This window comes from Marisediminicola sp. LYQ85 (genome assembly GCF_046600695.1).
GTDB lineage: Bacteria > Actinomycetota > Actinomycetes > Actinomycetales > Microbacteriaceae > Marisediminicola.
Map to the genome: position 1 here is coordinate 1 of NZ_JBKIWO010000002.1, position 22,615 is coordinate 22,615.

Consider the following 22,615-nt stretch of genomic DNA (forward strand, 5'->3'; position numbering starts at 1 on the left):
TGGGGACTTCTCCCCATGGTGTGTGGTGTGGTGCGACCGTAGGGTCATCGTGGAGGTGGTGCGACCGTGGGAATGATGTTGCCGAACGAGCTCGTCTGGGTCATGGAAAAACTCGGATTCGAGTGGCCCGACGTCGACGAGGACGAGGTGCGCAAAGGCGCCGTGCTCGTGCGCACCCTCGGATCCGACCTCGAGGGTGTCGTGCAAGCCGTCGACCGCAAAGTCAACGGCGACGTCGCCGGAGCGATGCGCGGCCAAACCGGACCCTCGACCATGAGTGCCTGGAACACCAACCGGTCGCAGAACCTCCAACAACTCATCGACATCATGCCGCCGGCCGCGACCGCGATGGACATCGGAGCGGACGCGATCTTCGCACTGAAGATGAAAGTCATCGTCGATGTCACGACGACGATGATCACCCTGGCCGCGATGCTCACCAACCCGGTCACCGCGGCCGGAGCCGGACCGATGCTGCTGATCAAGAAGAAACTGTTGAACGCCGCGGTCGATATCGCCGTCGAGCAACTGATCATGCAGTTGGCGCCGATGGCCATCGAGCCGCTCGCGGAACAACTGCCCGCCATCATCGACGCGATCCTCGACGCACCGATGGTCGAGGGTCAGGTCGGTGACTCCGACGAGTTCTACGCCGACCTCGAAGCGCTCGAGGATGCCCGCACCGAGATGAAGATCCACGGGGCAGACATCCAAACCATCACCTCGACGTTCTTCACCGAGTTCTCCGCCCTCGACTTCGGAGGCGACGCCTGATGTCCGCCATCAAACCGGTCCTCCGCGAACTCAGAGAAGCAGGCGTCAAGGGCGGCGCGAACCTGAAAGACAAACTCCATCAGGTCGCCGACAGACTCGACAACCACATGGACGATGTGATCAGGCGGGTGAAGAACAACGACCGCTACGACGGCCCCGGCAGCAACGGCGATCGGACGCCCGATTCCCGGACCAACCCGTGGCAGCCCAGCCTGAGCCGTAAGCCCTCATCGATGAGTGACCAGGATTACTTGGACATCCTCGATTCGAGTGTGCACAACCCGAACGGCGGCGAGGCGGTACTGGGCAAGTACTACGTCCCCGGCACGTCCAGCTATGTCGACGTCGCCGAGGGCCAGCAGCCACCCGCCACCTATTTCAGTCTCGGCGACCGGTGGGGGGACATCAGGGATTCGAATAACCTGACTGACCCCGACATGTTCGACGCCTTCAACGTGCCGTTCCTCGAACGTATGATGGCCGAAGGAAAGCCGATCACCTTCTCTCACAACCCGCTGGACTTTCCCGACAGCGCGCTGGCGGACGAACTCGATTTCCTACGGGACCACGGCTACCGCTTCGACCCCACGACGATGCAGGCGGTTCCGCGATGAAGCTGAGGAGCGAAAATGCCGCACGATGACATGGCCGTTGACGACGTGCTCGACCTGGTCGAACAACATCTCCCAGCAGCGAGGCAGGTACAGAAGCTGTCGGATGGCGAGGTCACCTTCGTTCTGTACGACGCGTTCGCCGTTCGTGGCCGATACGACGACTACGGCGAAGGCAACTGGGGATTCGGTGTACTCCTGGGCGGCGACGTTTCGGTGTCCAAGCCCCTCGGACGACGGCTGACGATCCGCGGTACCCGGGAGCAAGTTCGAGTAGCTCTCGAGGACATCGACTATTACGTAAGGTTGAGACTCGGATCCGAGTACCTCGCGGCTTACGAAGCCGCATATGGCGCGGGCCAGTCCTGACAATCGACGTCACAACCGCATGATCCAGAGTCCGCAATCGATCGATGCAGCGAGGCACGGAGTGACCGTCGGCGCGACCATCGCATGGCGGTACGAATCCTCCGGCTGGGTGGTCCGCGTGGATTCCCCCCACTTCGACCCCATCGAGGCGAGCGCGGATGACGCGTTCGAAGCTCTGTGCGTCGTACGCAACGCACTGGAGCCTCTCGGCTGGCGGGTCGGCGTCGTCGGCGCCCAGGCGGATGTCTGGCCGAGCGGCATGGGCCGCGATCAGGGCGGCGGTTTGACTTCTTATCGCATGACAACGGCCGGAGCCGCAGGTGTCGTCGACACCTTCGAGCCCGTGGATCCGGCCACAGTGACCACCGTTGCAGAGCAGCGCGCAGAGATCGACCGCCTGTACGACGAGAGCCAGCGCGGCGCGTAGGCCCGGCCATAACTTCTGACAGGGCAATTCGAGAGGTCTGAAGATGAACGTCGACCAGCTGATGCGGATCGTCGACGCCGAACACCTTCCCACCCCTGTCGTCTATGGAATGGGGCGCCTCCACCTCGACGCGGTCGTCCTCGAGCGCGACGGGGAACTGTGGAGGGTGTATCTCGCGGACGAACGGACGCAGCCGTTCGAAACGACGATCCGCACGTTCGCTGACGAAGAAAGTGCTCTCGAGCATGTTCTGGTCAAGCTTCGCCACGTTGAGAAGTCGCGGCGGTCGCTGCCACCGCTCTCAGACTGAATCACATCGACCTGCGATGAGGAGCGAGAATGCCGCACGATGACATGACAGCTAACGCCGAGCGCGCACATCTGTCGGCAGCGACAGAGGCACACGTGAGAGCGAACGTGAGACCGATCGTGGCGGTCCAAGCGTGTCCTCGACGACGATCCGGTAGCGGCGATGACTGATCCGGTTGAGGCATACGCCGGGGCGTGCGAAATCTGCTCTGGGTATTGGGCAAGCTATGCGCCGGAGGCACGGGCAGTCACCATTGGCGATAGCGACGAGTTCATGGCTGAAGTGCGTCGCTGCCGCTACTGCGGCACTTACTGGGAGGTCGGGGCTTTCAGCTATCCCCAGGTGATATCGCGGGAGCGTGCGAACCTCGAGCTTCCAAACCTCGACGCGCTCGAACAGGCACGGGGAATCGATTTCCCTCCCCCGGCGTCTGGTTGACCTAGGTGAACCGCGATCCTGACACGCGTCGGAGGCGGGTGGGGACTCCTCCCCATGGTGTGTGGTGCGGTGCGACCGTAGGGTCGTCGGCGAGGTGGTGCAGTCGTGAATCACGAACCGAGAACGGATAGTCCGACGGTGACGTCGATGTTCTCCATGGAGCTCTCCGCCCTGAACTCGAGAGGGGAAGACTGATGTCCGCCATCAAGCCGGTCCTCCGTGAACTGAAGCAAGCCGCACTCAAGGGTGGTGTGCAGGCGAAGGACAAGCTGCACCGGGTCGCCGACAACCTCGATGGGCATCTCGACGCCGTCATCAGGCAGGTCAAGGACAAAGACCGCTTCGATCGGCCGGATATGGATGCCCCGGACGACGCGGTCGCCCGGGGCTGGCTGAAGAACCGAGCGCTGCGCAGGGGAAAGAAAACGGATGCGGGGTGGCACTTTCTTCCCGACAAGGATCGTGCCGCCGCGGGTGACGTGCCCCGGTACCCGGGCGAGTACGTACTGGATCTGCACGGCTCTCCGCACGCGGTCCAGGGCGGCGACGGGTCGATGATGAATGCCGCCGACTTCGCCGAACAGGTCAGAAAACGAACCGATTGGGACGGCGAGTCACCCATCCGGCTCTTCTCGTGCGACACCGGCTCTGCGCCCGACGGCTTCGCGCAGCAGCTGGCCGATGACCTCGGCGTCACGGTGACCGCGCCCACGAAGCCGGTGTGGTCGACCGCGGGCGGCGCGCCCTTCGTCACGGACATCGATCCGGTCACCGGTGCTCCTGTCTGGCCGCCGAACGGCGGCTGGGTACAATTCCAGTCGAACGGCTAGGCGCCGTTGCCGACTCGGCAGAGAAATGGTGAAAGCGAATGGTCAAGCAGGTTTCTGTCTTCCAGCCGGGTGTGGCCGACACGACCCAGGGTGAGCGGCCGTTGCTCAACGAGGGGAGGCTCTCCGACGAGGAGCAGTCTCTCGTGGGCGCCTACCTCGACGCGGGTGCCGTTGTGATGCACACGACCGCGCGCGGCATCGACATTCTGCGGGGTGACGAGCATGTCGTCCCTCTGACGATCCGGACCGACGGCGAATACGTGTGGACGGGCCCGGTGACCTACTACGTTCAGACCCACGGCGTCGCTCCCGATGAGGGTTTTCTCGAGCACGTGCGTGCGCGTGGCTACGAGAATCGTGTGCCGGATGAGGCCGAGATCCAGGCGGCCGCCCGGGTCTTCACACCCGGGCGCTGACGTCGTCGGCCGGCGCCCGATGTGACCGTGGAAGACCGAGACCTGACCCGCGCCATCGTCGCGTACCTCGGCAAAGGACGGTCGCCCTTCCCCCGAACGGATGAGGACGCCGTCAGAGCGCTCGCGGTCGGCGAGGACGCTGCGGTGCTGCTGACGCGCGTGCGCGCCGTCACCGACGAGATGATGTCGATCAAGATCGACTGGGCGACGAAGACCCTGTCCGAAGGCGGGCGGGAGGCTCAGGAGGTTCTGGTGGCTCGACGTCCGGAGCTTGGTCAGGACGCGCTCGAGGCGCTCTATTGGATGTTCACCTATCAACTGGCGTTGACCTGGTCCCGGATGAACGGGTTGTGCCCTCGGCCGGGTCATCCTCGACGCGGGACTCGCTGTGTACGCGTGGTGGACCGCGGCACTCGGCTCGGCACGCCGTCGCTGTCCTAGCCGCACGGCGGGTGGGGACTTCTCCCCATGGTGTGTGGTGTGGTGCGACCGTAGGGTCATCGTGGAGGTGGTGCGACCGTGGGAATGATGTTGCCGAACGAGCTCGTCTGGGTCATGGAAAAACTCGGATTCGAGTGGCCCGACGTCGACGAGGACGAGGTGCGCAAAGGCGCCGTGCTCGTGCGCACCCTCGGATCCGACCTCGAGGGTGTCGTGCAAGCCGTCGACCGCAAAGTCAACGGCGACGTCGCCGGAGCGATGCGCGGCCAAACCGGACCCTCGACCATGAGTGCCTGGAACACCAACCGGTCGCAGAACCTCCAACAACTCATCGACATCATGCCGCCGGCCGCGACCGCGATGGACATCGGAGCGGACGCGATCTTCGCACTGAAGATGAAAGTCATCGTCGATGTCACGACGACGATGATCACCCTGGCCGCGATGCTCACCAACCCGGTCACCGCGGCCGGAGCCGGACCGATGCTGCTGATCAAGAAGAAACTGTTGAACGCCGCGGTCGATATCGCCGTCGAGCAACTGATCATGCAGTTGGCGCCGATGGCCATCGAGCCGCTCGCGGAACAACTGCCCGCCATCATCGACGCGATCCTCGACGCACCGATGGTCGAGGGTCAGGTCGGTGACTCCGACGAGTTCTACGCCGACCTCGAAGCGCTCGAGGATGCCCGCACCGAGATGAAGATCCACGGGGCAGACATCCAAACCATCACCTCGACGTTCTTCACCGAGTTCTCCGCCCTCGACTTCGGAGGCGACGACTGATGTCCGCCATCAAACCGGTCCTCCGCGAACTCAGAGAAGCAGGCGTCAAGGGCGGCGCGAACCTGAAAGACAAACTCCACCAGGTCGCCGAGAGACTCGACGGCCACTTCGACACGGTCATCCGCCGAACCACCAATAACGACCACTACGACGGCCCGAGCGGGACCGACGCCCCCGTACAAGGGCCGCAAGTCCCCAACCCCGACGGAACCGGCCCCGTCATCTTCGACGTCGTCGACGGAGCAACGCCCGAGGAGATCGCTCAGTTCCACGACTACGTCAACCGCAGCAATCGGTACCTCGCTGACGGCTCGCTGTCGGACTCCGGTCGCGTCAGCACGGCCGAGCAGATCGCCCGCGACGCGCGGCGTGAAGCGCGCCTCGAACGGATTCGCGCACGCGACGCGGGAACCCCCTACCAGGGAGTCGTCGCACACGTTCCCGACTCCACCTGGGTCGGGCAGGGCAAGCCGCCGGGCTGGGGCGATTACAGTAGTAGAGTCAACTCCAGCCTCGCCGGGCAGGTCAACCGCTACCCGGTGGGATATGACCCGACGATCTTCATTGTGAGGGAATGATGACCGACTGGCCCACAAAGATCGTGGAGTTGGCGCGTGTGAAGGAACGCATTGCGCAACTCGATGTCGATCGCATCTTTCCGTTCACGATTCCGGCGGTAGCCGCCCTATCGAGTCGGCTCGACGAGTACGAGGAACGCACCGGACTCGTGCTCGACCCCGGCCATCGCTCCTTCCTCGAGGCAGCCGACGGTTGGCGGGCGTTCTTCGAGACGCAGGACCTCCTGAGCGTCGAGCAACTCGCAGCCGGGGAGCACCGCGAGGTATTCACCGCGTGGATCGAGACTGCCCCGCCACAGGCCCTGGCCGCGGGGTATTCGGCAGCGACCCTCCTCCCGATCGCCGTCGACCTCGAGATGCCGATGTTCGCCGCCATGCGGGTGATCGATGGACGAGTGGCGAGTGAGGTGCTCTCCCTCGACCCGTCGGGGATCCTCGACGAGTACGCATCCTTCGAGGAGTACTTCGATTCGAGAATTGCGCTGACGCTATTGAACCTCGAGGACTTCGAGTCGGGCGCATACCGCCTGTGAGACCGAGATCGTGGGAGTTCGACCGTCGAGTGGGTGACCACTCGCCGGGGTCGTCCAGCGGGGTCGGGGGCACTCCCTCCTCTGCTTGCGCTCAGCCTGGCAACAAACGCTCATGATCTGGGAGATCGATGAGCGGGAGCGGGCCGTCGAGGGGGTCGACGCCGCGGGACGCCCCGATCCGGCCTACGCCGCTGCCCTCGGTCTGCTGCGGGCACCCTTCGGCCGTCGAGCACTCGCGTACGCGTGCGACGTCACGCTCTGGGTGATCCTGCAGCTCCCCCTGTGGCTCGGTGCGGTTCCGCTGCTGATCAAACTCGCGACGGGGTCCATCTCGTCCTACGGCTTCGTGAACCATCCCGACTTCGTGCTCGGCATCGTCATGGCGTCGATCAGCGTCGCACTCTCGCTCGTGCTCGTCGTCGCCCAACTCGTGCTCCACGGGCGCAGGGGTCGCACGATCGGCAAGTCCCTCGTCGGCATCCGCAGCGTGAATGTGCGCACGCTGGAGCGACCCGGCATCGGCGCCGTGCTGCTGCGCTACCTCATCGTCCTAGCCGCGGGCATAGTTCCCGGCATCGGCTCGGCGCTCATCCTGCTCACCCCGACCTTCGATCCCGACAGACGCGGTCGAGGCTGGCACGACAAGGCGACGGGGGTGTGGCTCGTCGACACACGGCGGGGGCTGAACCCGTTCGACGAGAAGCGGATGCGAATCGCCCGCAAGATGGTGAAGGTCGATCCCCTGCCGGAGCGCTCCGAGCTGCCGTCCCTCGCCACGCGCAGTGCGCCCTCGGCTCAGCCCGAGTACCGTCCCGGGAGCCGCAACAGTGCGGGGGTGCTCGGTGTTTCGAGGCCCGACGATGCGGAGGTGCTCTCGGCGGACTTCGTCGTGGCACCGCCGACACCGCAACCGCTCGCGACGCCCCCGCCGGAGCCCGCGGTTGCGGCGCGCGCTGCGGCCCCCGCACCGGTCGCGCAGCGCCCCGCGCCCGTACCTCCGCCGGTGGCCGCTCCCATCCCTGCGCCCGTGGCTGCGCCCGTTCCCACGCCAGTGGCCGCACCGGCATCCCCGCCCGCCGCGCCTCAGCAGGAGGTGCGCACCGCGCTCTTCTCTCTTCGGCTCGACACCGGTGCGAGCATCCCGGTGTCCGGACCGATCTTCTTGGGGCGTGACCCCGACCCCGCCGACCACCCCGGCGCACGGTCGATCCCCGTTCCGGACCCGAGTCGGTCGATGTCGAAGACGCACCTGCTCGTTCGTCCGGTCGGCGACGGGCTCGAGGTCGTCGATTGGCACTCCACGAACGGGTCGGCGCTCACGCACGACGGAGTCGACCGTGAGCTCGCGCCCGGTGTGCCGGTCTCCGTCGTCGACGGCGACAGCATCCGGCTCGGCGACCGGGTCGCAGACGTGGTCCGGATGTGACACCCCGCGTGACGACGACCTGTGCTGCCGTGCGGCGCATCCACCTCGGAGAAGAGCCATGAGACTGAAGCTGACACTGCACCGCCACGCGAGCGACCCCGCCGACATCGTGATCACCACGGATTCGACCGCCACGGTCGGAGACGTGGCACGCCATGTCGCGGAATCGGATCCCACCCGATCGATCGTTCTCGGCGACGACGACGTGCTGACCCTCGCCGTCGCCCCACCGACCGGCCAGCGCATGGTCTCGCTCTCGCCCCACCTCCCGATCGGCGAGGCGCCGATCGGGTCGGGGTTCGCGGCGTCCATCATCAACTACGGGTCGGGATACACCGCGTCGGCGCAGCGCGAGATCGTGGGGAGGATGCGCGCGATCGCCGGCCCGCTCGCCGGGCAGGAGTTTCCCATCGCGGCCGGCCACGTCTCGCTCGGGCGCGACCCGGAGAACGACATCGTGCTCGCCGATCCGATGGTCTCCAAGCGCCACGCACGGCTCGAGGCCGGTTCGCACGTGGAAGTCGTCGACCTCAACTCCGCCAACGGCGTGCTCGTCGACGGGGTGCAGCTGCAGCGGGTGCGGGTCGAAGAGGGCACACCGTTCGTGATCGGGAGCACCACCCTCGTGTTCCACCTCGCGCGCTCCTTCGACGGCTCCGCAGACGAAGATCCGATCATCGAACGCGGTGGCGGAGTGATGTTCAACCGAAGTCCGCGCGTCGAGGTCCGTTACCCGGGCACGGGATTCAAGCCTCCCCGTCTGCCCACCGAGAAGATCGGCAAGATCTTCCCGTGGCCCATCCTCATCGCACCCATCCTGATGGGAGCCGCGTTGTACGCCCTCAACGGCAACCCGCGGTCGCTTCTCCTCATCGTCATGACCCCGCTCATGGCCCTCGGCAACCTCTTCAACCAATCAGTGCAGAGCCGGAAGAAGCAGAACCACGAGTTCCTCCTCTTCGAGCGTCAGTACGAGCAGCTGGAAGAGGATCTGTTCCGAGGCAAGCCCGAGGAGGAGCGCGCCCGCAACGTCGAGGCCCCGCCGGTAGCCGAAGTGTTCGACCAGGCGATGCGGCTCGGCCCGATGCTCTGGACGAGGCGACCCGAGCACTGGAACTACCTCGGCCTGCGGCTGGGCAGCTGCCGGTTGCCCGCACGCAACTCGATCGACGATGCGGACACCCCCGAGGGACTCCCCGAGTACATCGACCGCGTCGACCGCCTCCGCGAGCGCTACGACTCCGTCGATGACGTGCCCGTGTTCGAGATGCTGTCTGCCGCAGGCTCGATCGGCATAGCCGGACCCCGAGCACTCGTCGCCGACACGATGCGCGGTGTCGCCGTCCAGCTGTTCGGCCTCCACGCCCCCAACGACGTCGTCGCGGTGGCCTTCGCCGACTCGACATGGACGCCCGAGCTGGAGTGGTTGAAGTGGATGCCGCACACGTCGAGCGAGCGCAGCCCCTTTCGCGACCGGCCTCTGGCCGACTCCGCACCGACCAGCGCGGCGCTCTTGAGCTCACTCGAGGAGTACGTCGCTCGTGCCGCCGGTGACGCCGGCAAGCCCGAACCGCGAGGGCCCTTCAAAGAGGACTGGAACCCGCTGCTCTTCGGCACCGACGTCGCGCGCGCGGCAGGCGAGCGACACGTGACTCCGCCGATCTCGATCATCGTGTTCGTCACCGGCGACGCCCCGGTCGACCGTGGTCGGCTGACCGACGTGCTCGAGCGCGGAGCGGATCACGGCGTGCACGCGGTCTTCGTCTCGTCCACCGTCGAATCCCTCCCCGCCGTCTGCCGGAGCTTCGTCGAGCTGACGACCGCCGGCCTCGAAGATGCGCGCGTGGGCCTGGTCCGCACCGGCGAAGCGTTCGACCACGTGCGAGTCGAAGGTGTGTCGAACGCGTACATGGAGATGTTCGCGCGGCGCCTCTCCCCCGTCGTCGACGCGAGCACGGTGGTGCACGACGCATCCGACATCCCGAACTCCGTGATGTTCCTGCAGCTCATCGACCCGGCGATCGCCGAGGATCCGACCGTGGCGATCGAACGATGGCGACAGAACACCACGATCATCGACCGGTCTTCGAACCCCCGGCCGCGGTTGAAGAAAGCGGGCACCCTCCGGGCGATCATCGGGCAGGGCCCGAGCGATGCGATGGCGCTCGACCTGCGCACGCAGGGCCCGCACGCGCTCGTGGGCGGCACGACGGGCGCCGGCAAGTCGGAGTTCCTCCAGGCCTGGGTGCTCGGCATGGCGGCGGCACACAGCCCCGACCGAGTGACGTTCCTCTTCGTCGACTACAAGGGCGGATCCGCCTTCGCCGATTGCGTCGATCTGCCGCACTGCGTGGGGCTCGTGACCGACCTGAGTCCTCACCTCGTGAGCCGCGCTCTCACGAGCCTGCGCGCCGAGCTGCAGCATCGCGAGCATCTGCTCAACCGCAAGAAGGCCAAGGACCTCCTCGAGCTCGAGAAGCGCCAGGATCCGGAGTGTCCCCCGGCGCTCGTTCTCGTCATCGACGAGTTCGCTGCTCTCGCGTCGGAGATGCCGGAGTTCGTCGACGGGGTCGTCGACATCGCGCAGCGCGGGCGGTCGCTCGGCATCCACCTCATCATGGCGACCCAGCGCCCCGCCGGCGTGATCAAGGACAATCTCCGGGCGAACACGAATCTGCGCATCGCGCTTCGGATGGCCGACGAGTCGGATTCCCGGGATGTCGTCGACGACGAGATCGCGGCGAGCTTCTCGGCGAGCATCCCGGGTCGGGCGATCGCCAAGACCGGCCCCGGTCGCCTCGTGCCGTTCCAGTCGGCATACACGGGTGGCTGGACCTCCGACGACGACACCGCCGTCGCCGAGGTGCGCGTCGCTGAGCTCCGGTTCGGTGCCACGCGAGAGTGGGAGCCCGACCGATCCGCGGAATCCGATTCGCACGAGTACGACCTCGGCCCCAACGATCAGAAGCGCATCGTGCAGACCCTCGTGCGAGCGAGCGAAGTCGCGGGCCTCCCACGCCCCCGCCGGCCGTGGCTCGACGACCTGCCGCAGCTCGTCGACCTCGAGCGCCTGCCCGCCGACGGCGACACGAGGATCCCGCTCGCACTGATGGACGTCCCCGAGAAACAGCTGCAGGAATCGGCCGTCTTCGTGCCCGACCGCGACGGGTCGCTCGTGGTCTACGGCACCTCGGGTTCGGGCAAGTCGACGGTGCTCAAGACCATCGGGACCGCGGCGGGGCTGCGCCCGGATCGCGGTCGCGTGCAGGTCTACTGCCTCGACTTCGCGTCCGGCGCGCTCGGAGCCCTGTCGGCCCTCCCCCACGTGGGGTCGGTCGTCGACGGCGCGGATGTGGAACGCATCCAGCGACTGCTTCGCACCCTCGATCAGGAGATGGACCGTCGGGCCGCGGCCTTCGCTACCGCCAGTGCGGCATCCGTTCAGGAGTACCGCGAGCTCGTCGATCCGGCGATGCCGCGCATCATCCTGCTGATCGACAACTACCCGGAGTTCAAGAAGGACTGGGAGGTCGCGCCGGGCAGGGGGCCGTCGTACCGCACGTTCATGCGCATCCTCGGCGAGGGGCGCACCCTGGGTCTGCACACCGTCATCACGGCCGACCGCGGCAACGCGGTGCCGAGCGCCGTCGGCGCCAACATCTCGCGTCGCGTCATCCTGCGGATGGGCGACCAGAGCCAGTACATGCTCCTCGGTGCGCCTCGCAACATCCTCGACGAGCAGTCACCTCCCGGTCGAGCGGTCATCGACGGGCACGAGGCACAGATCGCCGTGCTCGGCGGCACGTCGAACGCCGTCGAGCAGACCAGAGCCCTCGCCGCCCTCGGCGATCGTCTCCGCGGCCTCGGCGTGCGCGACCTGCCGGAGATCGGAGCACTCCCGACGATGGCGCTGGCGGCGGACATGCCCGCGCATGTCGAGGGGATGCCGGTCTTCGGTATTGCAGACGACACACTGGCCCCCCGCGGGTTCGAGCCGATCGGCTCGTTCGTGGTCTCCGGTCCGCCGGCCTCGGGGCGCACGAACGCCCTCAAGGCGCTCGTCGTCGCGATGGAACGCTTCGACCCCGCTGTGCGCCTGTACCACTTCGGGAGCAGGCGCGCCGATCTCAAGGACTTCAGGCCCTGGTTGCGCAGCGCCACACGCCCCGAGGACGAGGCCGAACTGGCGACGGAGCTCGCGGGTCTCGTCGTCAGCGATGCCCCGGGCGAGCGGATCATGATCGTGATCGAAGACATCCCGCACCTCGCTGACGGGCCTGCCGACCGCCCGATGCGCGCGCTGCTTCAAGCGATGGGCAATAGCGAGCATCTTCTCGTCGCCGAGGCCGAGATCAGTCGCGCCAGCGGAAGCATCGGCGTGCTCGGCGAGTGGAAGACCGCCCGGCAGGGAATCGTGCTCAAGCCCGACACCTACGACGGGGAGGCGATCTTCAAGACGGCTTTCGGGCGCGTCAAGCGCTCCGACTTTCCGGTCGGTCGCGGCATTTTCGTGCAGGCGGGCCAGGCGGTCACGATGCAGATGCCCTTTGTCGCGGAGTCTGCGAGCACCGACGCGGCCACGCCGGCGCCGGGCACACGGGCAGCGGCCAGGCAGGCAGCGACACATGGGTAGCGCTCCCCATGTGCACTCGGGCGTTCCTTCGTTAGCCTCAGTTGTGGGGAAGGCCAGACGGGCCTGAACACGACGAACGCTGGGAGGCGGGTTTCATGGCCGGACATGATTTCGGTGCAACATACAGCGAGATGGAGACTGCGGCGCAGCGTCTGCGCGACGGACGCCAGACGGTCACCGACACGCTGAAAGAGCTCGAAGGCATCATCACAGACCTCGTGCAGGACGGCTTCAAGACCGAGAACGCGTCGGAAGCGTATTCCACCGCGTACGCGGAGCTCACGACGTCGCTCGACGACGCCGCCGAGGCCGTCAACGACATGGCTGAGGCGCTCGACCGCATGGCCGACAGGATCCGCGACACGGATGCGGAGATGGCTGGCGGCTGAGCCGACACACCTTCGGAGGTCGTGGTGCGAACGATCGCACCACGACCTCTTTCGTTTCCTCGGGCGATTAGTATCCATGTCATGAACGGAGTGCGGAGCCGATGACACCAGCACAGACCTATTGGTACAACCTGACGACCCAGTCGGTGCAACGAGCCGACGAGCGTCCGTCCGAAGATACGATCGGACCGTTCGCCTCCGCTGAGGAAGCCGAAGAGTCGCCTGCGACTCTGCTCGAGTATGCGCGGGCGTGGCTCGAGAGTGAAGAGAGCGAGCGCTACCGCGAGATGGGTGCCGAGAGCGACGACGGCACCGACCTCGTGTGAGGTCGGTGAGCAGAAAGTCTCCCCGCCGGGCCGCCGCAGCCGGGGTCGTGGTCGTCGTCGCGAGCCTGACCGCGTGCGCACCCGGTGTGCCTGACACGGTCGTGCCCGACACGACGGTCACGGTGGGCTGGACCGGCGAAATCACGTCGTTCAATGCCGCCGCCTCGCCGACACGCGGCAACATCGACATCGCGGAGGCCACGAGAAGCAGCTTCGGCGACATCGTCGACGGCGAGTTCGTTCCCGACGAGAGCTTCGGGACCGTGACGATCGTGAGCGACATCCCGTTCACCGCCCGCTACGATCTCGCGGAACCGGCATGGTCCGACGGCATCCCGCTCGACGCCGCGGATCTTCTGCTCGGATGGGCAGCGGGAAGCGGACTCCTCGCTCCGGAGGGGGAGACCGAGGACGAAGACGAAGCCGACCTCGACGACGATGCCGAGGTGCAGGAGGCACCGATCGTCCCCGAGCTCGACGAATTCGCGCGCGCGATCGAGGTGACGTCCCCCGAGCCGACGATCGGGTGGCAGAGCGCGATCGAGGCGTCCGTTCCCGCGCACGTGGTCGGCGGGCGTGCCTTCGGCCTCGACGATGCGATGGAGGCGAAGCAAGCGGTCATCCGCGCGATCCAGGACGAGGACGACGCTGCCCTCGAAGCGGTCGGCGAGGCGTGGACCGACACATTCGATGTGACCGAGGTGACGGATGTCCCCGCATACGTGCGCTTGTCGAGCGGGGCGTACCAGGTCGACGGGTTCACCCGCGACGACGACGGACAGAGCGTCACACTCGTGCCCAATCCTCTGTATGCGGGCGCGGCCACGCCGCAGGTCGCGCGCATCGACCTCGTGCCGATGGGAGACGACGGCGTGTCGGCGATCGGCGGGCGGATCGACGTCGTTCAGGTGGCCCCGACGCTCCAGAACCGCGCGATCGTCGACGACTTCGAGCGCCGCGACAATCCCGTTCTGACATCGCACGATGGAACCGTGTGGACCGTGCTGCTGCGCCCGACCGGTGTGTTCGCGAAGCCGGCCGCGCGCACCGCATTTCTCCGCACGGTCCCCGCGCGCGACATCGTGGATCGTGGCGCCGGCGGGTGGGCGTCGGCCTACACGGCGACGACCTCGATGTTGTCGGCGCCGGGCTCCCCCGCCTACGACATCGTGAACGAGGACTCGGGATTCGCGTCGGTGCTCGGCACGCCGAGCCGCGAGCCGGCCCTCGAGCGCGCAGCCGCCGGCGTCGCAGCGGGCACATCGCTGTGCGTGCTCTACGATCGCGGCAGCGAGTTCGCCGTCGGCGCCTTCGAGGCCCTGAGAGATGCCGTCGGCGCCGAAGGGTGGAACATCGTCGACTGCGGGACCGACGACATCGTCGCCGAGATGGACGAACCGGGCTGGGATGCCGCGATCACCCGCGTATCCCTCCCGCAGACGCCCGCTCAGATCGCGGCGCAGTGGGGCAGCGGGAGCGAGACATCCCTCATCGGCGACGCCGATGCCGACCGAGATGAACTCATCACTCAGCTCGATCAGACCGTCGACGTCTACGAGGCCCGGGAGCTGCTGGCCCGGATCGAGTCGAGCATCGTGCGCGCCGCCGTCGCGCGACCGTTCGCCGTCAATCCCACCGTGACCGTCACCGACCGGGCCGTGACGGGCGTTTCCGTGCGCAGCGGGCCGGTGGCGCCTCTCATCCACGACCTTGAGCAGTGGGCGGTCGTGGAGTAGGCGCCCCCGACACGCAGAACGGCCCGCCACCTCGAGGTGACGGGCCGTTCCTTCGTGCGCGAGGGCCTAGTTGTAGGTTCCCGGCGTGTAGTCGTCCGACGAGAAGCTCTCGAAGTCGACGAACGACAGGTCACTCTCGCTGAACACCGACTCATCCGTGAAGATGCGGTTCGGGTAACGCTCGGCCTTGGCTTCTTCCGTCGCCTCGACGTTGACGTTGCGGTACTTCGGCAGACCGGTTCCGGCAGGAATCAGCTTTCCGATGATGACGTTCTCCTTGAGGCCCATGAGCGGGTCGGACTTGCCCTCCATGGCCGCCTGGGTCAGAACCCGGGTGGTCTCCTGGAACGACGCGGCCGACAGCCACGACTCGGTCGCGAGCGACGCCTTGGTGATACCGAGGATCTCCTGACGAGCCGAAGCCGTCTTCTTTCCCTCAGTCAACGCGGCGCGGTTGAGCTCGTTGTACTTCAACCGGTCGACGAGCTCGCCGGGCAGCAGGTCGGTGTCGGCGTGGTCGACGACGGTGACCTTGCGAAGCATCTGGCGGACGATGACCTCGATGTGCTTGTCGTGGATCGGCACACCCTGCGAGCGGTAGACACCCTGCACTCCACCGACGAGGTGCTCCTGAACCGCCCGGACACCGCGAACCCGGAGAACCTCCTTCGGGTCGACGTTGCCGACGTGCAGCTGCTGGCCGAGCTCGACGTGCTCTCCGTCTTCGACGAGGAGCGTCGCGCGCTTGAGCACCGGGTAGGCGATCGGCTCGTCTCCGCTGTCGGGCGTGAGGATGAGCTTGCGGCTGCGGTCGGTGTCTTCGATCGTGATGCGGCCCGCGGCTTCGGCGAGAGGCGACGCACCCTTGGGGGTGCGGGCTTCGAAGAGCTCGGTGACGCGGGGAAGACCCTGCGTGATGTCGTCGGCAGACGCGATACCACCCGTGTGGAAGGTACGCATGGTGAGCTGCGTTCCGGGCTCACCGATCGACTGGGCCGCGATGATACCGACGGCCTCACCGATGTCGACGAGCTTGCCGGTCGCGAGCGAACGGCCGTAGCACGCCGCACACACACCGACAGCGGACTCGCAGGTCAGCACCGAGCGCACGCGAGCGTGCGTGATGCCGGCCTCGATGAGCTGCTCGATGAGCACGTCTCCGATGTCGTCGCCCGCCTTCGCGATGACCGTTCCCGACTCGTCGACCGCATCCTCTGCGAGGCTGCGAGCGTAGAGCGAGTTCTCGATGTTCGGGTCAGGCACGAGAACGCCTTCGGCGTTCGGGGTTCCGACGAGAAGCTTGAGACCGCGCGTGGTGCCACAGTCGTCTTCGCGGATGATGACGTCTTGCGAGACATCCACGAGTCGACGCGTGAGGTACCCCGAGTCGGCCGTGCGGAGCGCGGTGTCGGCGAGGCCCTTGCGAGCACCGTGGGTCGCGATGAAGTACTCGGCGACCGACAGGCCCTCGCGGTAGCTCGAGATGATCGGGCGAGGGATGATCTCACCCTTCGGGTTCGACACGAGTCCACGCATACCGGCGATCTGGCGAACCTGCATCCAGTTACCACGAGCCCCCGAGGTGACCATGCGGTTGATCGTGTTGTTCTCGGGCATGTTCGCCTCCATCGCCGTAGCGACCTCGGCGGTGGCCTTGTTCCAGATCTCGATGAGCTCCTGGCGACGCTCGGCGTCGGTCGTGAGTCCCTTCTCGAACTGGGTCTGAACCTTGGCTGCCTGCTTCTCGTAGCTCCCGATGATCTCGCGCTTGTTCGGCGGGGTGAGAACGTCGGAGAGAGCGACGGTCACTCCCGAGCGCGTGGCCCAGTAGAAACCGGCGTCCTTGATGCGGTCGAGAGCTGCCGCGACCTCCACCTTGGGGTAGCGCTCGGCGAGATCGTTGACGATCGCCGAGAGCTTGCCCTTGTCGGCCACCGCGTCGATGAACGGGTAGTCGGTGGGGAGCGCCTCGTTGAAGAGGGCGCGACCGAGGCTCGTCTCGTGCAGCGCCGTCTGGCCCTGCTCGAAGCCCTCGGGAGCGACTTCCTCATCGAGGTAGAGGTTCTCGAGACGGATGCGCACCTTGGCGTTGAGGTCGAGCGAGTGCTGATCGAACGCGAGGATCGCCTCGGCGACCGACGAGAACGCGCGTCCCTCGCCCGTGACACCCTCCTTGAGGGTGGTCAGGTGGTGGAGACCGATGATCATGTCCTGCGTGGGCAGGGTCACCGGGCGACCGTCGGACGGCTTGAGGATGTTGTTCGAGGCGAGCATGAGGATGCGCGCTTCGGCCTGAGCCTCGACCGAGAGCGGCAGGTGGACTGCCATCTGGTCACCGTCGAAGTCGGCGTTGAACGCCGCACACACGAGGGGGTGGAGCTGGATGGCCTTGCCCTCGACGAGCTGAGGCTCGAACGCCTGGATGCCCAGACGGTGGAGGGTGGGTGCGCGGTTGAGCAGCACGGGGCGCTCGCGGATGATCTCCTCGAGCACATCCCACACCTGCGGACGCGAACGCTCGACCATGCGCTTGGCACTCTTGATGTTCTGCGCGTGGCTGAGGTCGATGAGTCGCTTGATCACGAACGGCTTGAACAGCTCGAGAGCCATCTGCTTGGGCAGACCGCACTGGTGGAGCTTGAGCTGCGGTCCGACGATGATGACCGAACGACCCGAGTAGTCGACGCGCTTGCCGAGCAGGTTCTGGCGGAACCGACCCTGCTTTCCCTTGAGCATGTCGCTCAAGGACTTGAGCGCGCGGTTACCGGTTCCCGTCACGGGGCGACCGCGGCGACCGTTGTCGAACAGTGCGTCGACGGCCTCCTGCAGCATGCGCTTCTCGTTGTTGACGATGATCTCGGGGGCACCGAGGTCCAACAGACGACGCAGACGGTTGTTGCGGTTGATCACACGACGGTAGAGGTCGTTGAGGTCGGAAGTCGCGAAACGACCACCGTCGAGCTGCACCATCGGGCGGAGCTCCGGCGGGATGACCGGAACGACCTCGAGCACCATCGCGGCAGGCGAGTTGCCCGTCTGGAGGAACGAGTTGACCACGCGCAGTCGCTTGATGGCACGGATCTTCTTCTGACCCTTGCCCTCGGCGATCTGGAGGTGGAGCGACTCGCTCTCAGCCGCGAGGTCGAACGCCTGCAGTCGCTTCTGGATCGCCTCGGCGCCCATGAAGCCCTCGAAGTAGATGCCGAAGCGGTCCTGGAGCTCGTGGAATACGGCGTCCTCGGGCTTGAGGTCTCCGACCTTGAGGCTGCGGAAGTCATCCCACACGCGCTCGAGGTGAGCGATCTGCTCGTCGAACGACTTGCGGGTCTGGCTCATCTCCTTCTCGGCGCCGTCCTTGGTGCGACGCTTCTGGTCGGCCTTCGCCCCCTCGGCCTCGAGGGCAGCGAGGTCGGTCTCGAGCTTCGTCAAGCGGTCGGCGATGCGCGAGTCGCGCTGGCTCTCGAGCTCTTTGATCTCGAGACGCAGCTCGTTCTCGAGGCCGGGCATGTCCGCGTGACGGGCATCCTCGTCGACCGAGATGATCATGTACGCGGCGAAGTAGATGACCTTCTCGAGGTCCTTCGGCGCCATGTCGAGGAGGTACCCGAGACGGCTCGGAACACCCTTGAAGTACCAGATGTGGGTGACGGGCGCGGCGAGCTCGATGTGGCCCATGCGCTCGCGACGCACGGAGGACTTGGTGACCTCCACGCCGCAGCGCTCGCACACGATGCCCTTGAAGCGCACTCGCTTGTACTTACCGCACGAGCACTCCCAGTCACGGCTCGGTCCGAAGATCTGCTCTCCGAAGAGGCCGTCCTTCTCGGGCTTGAGTGTGCGGTAGTTGATCGTCTCGGGCTTCTTGACCTCACCGTGCGACCAGCGACGGATGTCGTCGGCGGTGGCGAGGCCAATACGCAGCTCATCAAACGTTGTTACGTCGAGCAATTTTTCTCCTTGAAGAAGGTCCAGCTAAAAAAGGGCTAAATCAGGTCCGGGTTACCGGCTGGCTCAGATGTCGTCGATGGACGAGTTCTCGAACCGCGTGGAGATGTTGATTCCGAGCTCCTCGGCGGCACGGAAGACCTCGTCGTCCGTGTCGCGCAAGCTCACCGCGGTGCCGTCGGCCGAAAGGACTTCGACGTTGAGGCACAGCGACTGCATCTCCTTGATGAGCACCTTGAAGCTCTCGGGGATACCGGGCTCCTGGATGTTCTCGCCCTTGACGATCGCCTCGTAGACCTTGACGCGACCGAGGATGTCGTCGGACTTGATCGTGAGCAACTCCTGCAGGGCGTAAGCGGCGCCGTAGGCCTCGAGAGCCCAGACCTCCATCTCACCGAAGCGCTGTCCACCGAACTGCGCCTTACCACCGAGGGGCTGCTGCGTGATCATCGAGTACGGACCCGTCGAACGCGCGTGGATCTTGTCGTCGACGAGGTGGTGGAGCTTCAGGATGTACATGTAGCCCACCGAGACCGGCTCGGGGAACGGCTCACCGGAACGGCCGTCGAAGAGACGGGTCTTTCCGGTCGAGTCGATGAGTCGGTCACCGTCGCGAGTCGGGGTAGTCGAGTCGAGCAGACCAGCGATCTCCTCCTCGAGCGCACCGTCGAACACGGGGGTCGCGACCTTCGTGCCGGGAGCGGCGGAGTGCGCCTGCTCCGGCAGACGGCCGGCCCACTTCGGGCTTCCCTCGACGTTCCAGCCCTGCTTCGCGACCCAACCGAGGTGGGTCTCGAGCACCTGACCGAAGTTCATCCGACCGGGGATACCGAGCGGGTTCAAAACGACGTCGACCGGCGTTCCGTCGGCGAGGAACGGCATGTCCTCGACCGGCAGAATCTTCGAGATGACGCCCTTGTTGCCGTGACGACCCGCGAGCTTGTCGCCCTCGGTGATCTTGCGCTTCTGGGCGATGTACACGACCACGCGCTGGTTGACACCCGAGCCGAGCTCGTCGTCGTTGTCGGCGTTGAACTCCTTGACGGCGATGATCGTGCCCTGCTCACCGTGGGGGACCTTGAGCGAGGTGTCGCGCACTTCGCGGCTCTTCTCGTTGAAGATGGCGCGCAGCAAGCGCTCCTCGGCACTCAGCTCGGTCTCGCCCTTCGGCGTGACCTTGCCGACGAGGATGTCGCCGGGGCGCACCTCGGCTCCGATGCGGATGATGCCGCGGTCGTCGAGGTCGGCGAGCAACTCGGGGCTGACGTTGGGGAGGTCACGCGTGATCTCCTCCTTGCCGAGCTTCGTGTCGCGGGCATCCACCTCGTACTCCTCGATGTGGATCGACGAGAGCACGTCGTCTTTCACGAGGTTCTGGCTCAGGATGATCGCGTCTTCGAAGTTGTGACCCTCCCACGGCATGAACGCCACGAGGAGGTTCTTTCCGAGCGCGAGCTCGCCGTTCTCCGTCGCGGGACCGTCGGCGAGGACCTCGCCGGCTTCGACGCGGTCGCCCGCGCTCACGATCACGCGGTGGTTGTAGCTCGTGCCCTGGTTGGAGCGGTCGAACTTGCGGAGGTAGTAGTCCTTCGTTCCGCCCTCGTCCTGCTGCACGGTGACGACGTCGGCCGAGACCTCGGAGACGACACCGGCCTTGAGGTTGGTGAGCACGTCTCCGGCGTCGATGGCCGCGTAGCCCTCCATACCGGTTCCGACGAGCGGGCTCTCGCTGCGGAGCAGCGGAACAGCCTGACGCTGCATGTTGGCACCCATGAGGGCGCGGTTCGCGTCGTCGTGCTCGAGGAAGGGGATGAGGCTCGTCGCGACCGACACCATCTGGCGAGGCGAGACATCCATGTATCCCACGTCTTCGACGGGGATGAGGTCGACCTCGCCGCCCTTCTTGCGGGCGAGAACGCGAGCCTCGGTGAACGAACCATCTGCCTTGAGCGTGGCGTTGGCCTGGGCGACGATGAAGTCGTCCTCTTCGCTCGCGGTGAGGTAGTCGATGGTCTCCGACACGACGCCGTTGGCGACGCGACGGTAGGGGGTCTCGATGAACCCGAACGCGTTGATGCGAGCGAACGATGCGAGCGACCCGATCAGACCGATGTTCGGGCCTTCCGGGGTCTCGATCGGGCACATGCGGCCGTAGTGCGAGGGGTGGACGTCTCGCACCTCGACGCCGGCGCGCTCACGGCTCAGACCACCGGGGCCGAGGGCCGAGAGTCGACGCTTGTGCGTCAGGCCCGCGAGAGGGTTGTTCTGGTCCATGAACTGGCTGAGCTGCGACGTTCCGAAGAACTCCTTGATCGCGGCGACGACGGGGCGCACGTTGATCAGGGTCTGCGGGGTGATCGCCTCGATGTCCTGAGTCGTCATGCGCTCGCGGACGACACGCTCCATGCGGCTGAGGCCGGTGCGCACCTGGTTCTGGATGAGCTCGCCCACGGCGCGGATGCGACGGTTGCCGAAGTGGTCGATGTCGTCGACGTCGAGGCGGATGTCGACGGCCTTGCCCTCGCGGACTCCGGCGATCGTCTTCTGCTCGTCGTGGAGCGACACGAGGTACTTGATCGTGCCGATGATGTCTTCGACGGTCAGGACCGAGTTCGACAGCGCGGACTCGATGCCGAGCTTGCGGTTGATCTTGTAGCGACCGACCTTCGCGAGGTCGTAGCGCTTCGAGTTGAAGTAGAAGTTGTCGAGGAGTGCGCGCGCAGCCTCGGCGGCGACCTGCTCTCCCGGGCGGAGCTTGCGGTAGATGTCTTTGAGCGCCTCATCCTTGGTCAGGATGTTGTCTTTCTCGAGGGTCAGCTCGATCGACGAGAAGCCCTTGAACTCCTCGAGGATCTCTTCGCTCGTGAGGCCGAGGGCCTTGAGGAACACCGTGACCGACTGCTTGCGCTTGCGGTCGATGCGAACGCCGACCTGGTCGCGCTTGTCGATCTCGAACTCGAGCCAGGCACCGCGGCTCGGGATGATGCGAGCGGAGTAGATGTCCTTGTCGGAGGTCTTCTCCTGGGCGCGGTCGAAGTAGACACCGGGGCTACGCACGAGCTGCGAGACGACGACACGCTCGGTGCCGTTGATGATGAACGTTCCCTTTTCGGTCATGAGCGGGAAGTCGCCCATGAAGACCGTCTGGGTCTTGATCTCACCGGTGAGGTGGTTCATGAACTCGGCCTCGACGTAGAGGGGAGCGGAATAGGTCTTGCCGCGCTCCTTGCACTCGTCGATCGTGTACTTCTCGGGCTCGAGCTCGGGCTTCGCGAACGAGAGCTGCATGGTCTCGCCGAGGTCCTCGATCGGGGAGATCTCCTCGAAGATCTCCTCGAGCCCGCTGCGAGTCGCGAGGTCTTGACGACCTGCGGCCTGAGCGTCGGCCACGCGCTGCTTCCAGAGGTCGTTTCCGACCAGCCAATCGAAGCTCTCGGTCTGCAGTGCAAGCAGATCGGGAACCGTCAGGTTGTCAGTGATCTTCGCGAACGAGAGGCGTGACGCCGTCCGTCCGGTCTTGAGGGATCCTGATGTCGAATCGTTCGTCGTGGTTGCGTTTTGCGCAGCAGCCAAGGAAATAACCTCCGGTGGGCCTTGTGGCCAGTTACAGTCGGTGTGATGAGTGCTCCACAGACGAGGCTTGTGGG

At 65.9% G+C, this 22,615-nt stretch carries 18 protein-coding genes; 16 read left to right on the plus strand and 2 right to left on the minus strand.

Annotated elements, in window-relative coordinates:
- The first annotated feature begins 75 nt into the window (after positions 1 to 75).
- The 16 genes from ACLHG5_RS08270 (at position 76) to ACLHG5_RS08345 (ending at position 15,023) form a co-directional block, all read left to right on the plus strand.
- On the plus strand, positions 76 to 774 hold the full coding sequence (locus tag ACLHG5_RS08270) for a hypothetical protein (RefSeq protein WP_411318431.1): 699 nt from the start codon (positions 76 to 78) through the stop codon (positions 772 to 774).
- Positions 774 to 1,388, plus strand: coding sequence for a hypothetical protein (locus ACLHG5_RS08275; protein WP_411318432.1), 615 nt, complete (start codon positions 774 to 776; stop codon positions 1,386 to 1,388). The genes ACLHG5_RS08270 and ACLHG5_RS08275 overlap by 1 nt, the downstream gene beginning before the upstream one ends.
- Positions 1,389 to 1,418: 30 nt before the next feature.
- A complete protein-coding gene (locus ACLHG5_RS08280) occupies positions 1,419 to 1,754 on the plus strand; it encodes a hypothetical protein (RefSeq protein ID WP_411318433.1) in 336 nt (111 codons plus the stop codon).
- Positions 1,755 to 1,815: 61 nt separating this feature from the next.
- Positions 1,816 to 2,181 carry a hypothetical protein gene (locus ACLHG5_RS08285; protein ID WP_411318434.1) on the plus strand — a complete coding sequence of 122 codons (366 nt, stop codon included), beginning with the start codon at positions 1,816 to 1,818 and terminating at the stop codon, positions 2,179 to 2,181.
- 43 nt (positions 2,182 to 2,224) lie between these two features.
- Positions 2,225 to 2,491: a hypothetical protein gene (locus tag ACLHG5_RS08290; RefSeq protein WP_411318435.1), complete on the plus strand. Its 267-nt coding sequence runs from the start codon at positions 2,225 to 2,227 to the stop codon at positions 2,489 to 2,491.
- Positions 2,492 to 3,123: 632 nt separating this feature from the next.
- The gene (locus ACLHG5_RS08295; RefSeq protein ID WP_411317257.1) at positions 3,124 to 3,759 is read left to right on the plus strand and encodes a hypothetical protein; all 636 of its coding nucleotides are present in this window, start codon (positions 3,124 to 3,126) and stop codon (positions 3,757 to 3,759) included.
- Positions 3,760 to 3,797: 38 nt separating this feature from the next.
- Positions 3,798 to 4,175 (plus strand): hypothetical protein, encoded by a 378-nt coding sequence (locus ACLHG5_RS08300; RefSeq protein ID WP_411317256.1) that lies wholly within the window; start codon positions 3,798 to 3,800, stop codon positions 4,173 to 4,175.
- 21 nt (positions 4,176 to 4,196) lie between these two features.
- Complete coding sequence (locus tag ACLHG5_RS08305) at positions 4,197 to 4,616, plus strand: hypothetical protein (RefSeq protein WP_411318436.1); 420 nt, start codon at positions 4,197 to 4,199, stop codon at positions 4,614 to 4,616.
- A gap of 87 nt (positions 4,617 to 4,703) precedes the next feature.
- The gene (locus ACLHG5_RS08310; RefSeq protein WP_411318437.1) at positions 4,704 to 5,402 is read left to right on the plus strand and encodes a hypothetical protein; all 699 of its coding nucleotides are present in this window, start codon (positions 4,704 to 4,706) and stop codon (positions 5,400 to 5,402) included.
- Positions 5,402 to 5,980: a hypothetical protein gene (locus tag ACLHG5_RS08315; protein WP_411318438.1), complete on the plus strand. Its 579-nt coding sequence runs from the start codon at positions 5,402 to 5,404 to the stop codon at positions 5,978 to 5,980. Before ACLHG5_RS08310 ends, ACLHG5_RS08315 begins: the two co-directional genes overlap by 1 nt.
- Before the next feature lie 38 nt (positions 5,981 to 6,018).
- The gene (locus tag ACLHG5_RS08320; RefSeq protein WP_411318439.1) at positions 6,019 to 6,513 is read left to right on the plus strand and encodes a hypothetical protein; all 495 of its coding nucleotides are present in this window, start codon (positions 6,019 to 6,021) and stop codon (positions 6,511 to 6,513) included.
- A 112-nt stretch (positions 6,514 to 6,625) separates the two neighbouring features.
- The gene (locus tag ACLHG5_RS08325; RefSeq protein ID WP_411317251.1) at positions 6,626 to 7,939 is read left to right on the plus strand and encodes an RDD family protein; all 1,314 of its coding nucleotides are present in this window, start codon (positions 6,626 to 6,628) and stop codon (positions 7,937 to 7,939) included.
- 58 nt (positions 7,940 to 7,997) lie between these two features.
- The gene (locus ACLHG5_RS08330) at positions 7,998 to 12,572 is read left to right on the plus strand and encodes an FtsK/SpoIIIE domain-containing protein (RefSeq protein WP_411317250.1); all 4,575 of its coding nucleotides are present in this window, start codon (positions 7,998 to 8,000) and stop codon (positions 12,570 to 12,572) included.
- A gap of 95 nt (positions 12,573 to 12,667) precedes the next feature.
- Positions 12,668 to 12,961, plus strand: coding sequence for a WXG100 family type VII secretion target (locus tag ACLHG5_RS08335; protein WP_411317249.1), 294 nt, complete (start codon positions 12,668 to 12,670; stop codon positions 12,959 to 12,961).
- Positions 12,962 to 13,062: 101 nt separating this feature from the next.
- On the plus strand, positions 13,063 to 13,287 hold the full coding sequence (locus ACLHG5_RS08340) for a hypothetical protein (protein ID WP_411318440.1): 225 nt from the start codon (positions 13,063 to 13,065) through the stop codon (positions 13,285 to 13,287).
- A gap of 5 nt (positions 13,288 to 13,292) precedes the next feature.
- The gene (locus ACLHG5_RS08345; protein ID WP_411318441.1) at positions 13,293 to 15,023 is read left to right on the plus strand and encodes a hypothetical protein; all 1,731 of its coding nucleotides are present in this window, start codon (positions 13,293 to 13,295) and stop codon (positions 15,021 to 15,023) included.
- 66 nt (positions 15,024 to 15,089) lie between these two features.
- On the opposite strand, the gene ACLHG5_RS08350 is transcribed toward ACLHG5_RS08345, so the two are convergent.
- Both ACLHG5_RS08350 and rpoB read right to left on the minus strand, forming a co-directional pair.
- Positions 15,090 to 18,971, minus strand: coding sequence for a DNA-directed RNA polymerase subunit beta' (locus ACLHG5_RS08350; RefSeq protein WP_411318442.1), 3,882 nt, complete (start codon positions 18,969 to 18,971; stop codon positions 15,090 to 15,092).
- Positions 18,972 to 19,034: 63 nt separating this feature from the next.
- A complete protein-coding gene (gene rpoB / locus ACLHG5_RS08355; protein WP_411317245.1) occupies positions 19,035 to 22,541 on the minus strand; it encodes a DNA-directed RNA polymerase subunit beta in 3,507 nt (1,168 codons plus the stop codon).
- Positions 22,542 to 22,615: the final 74 nt, after the last annotated feature.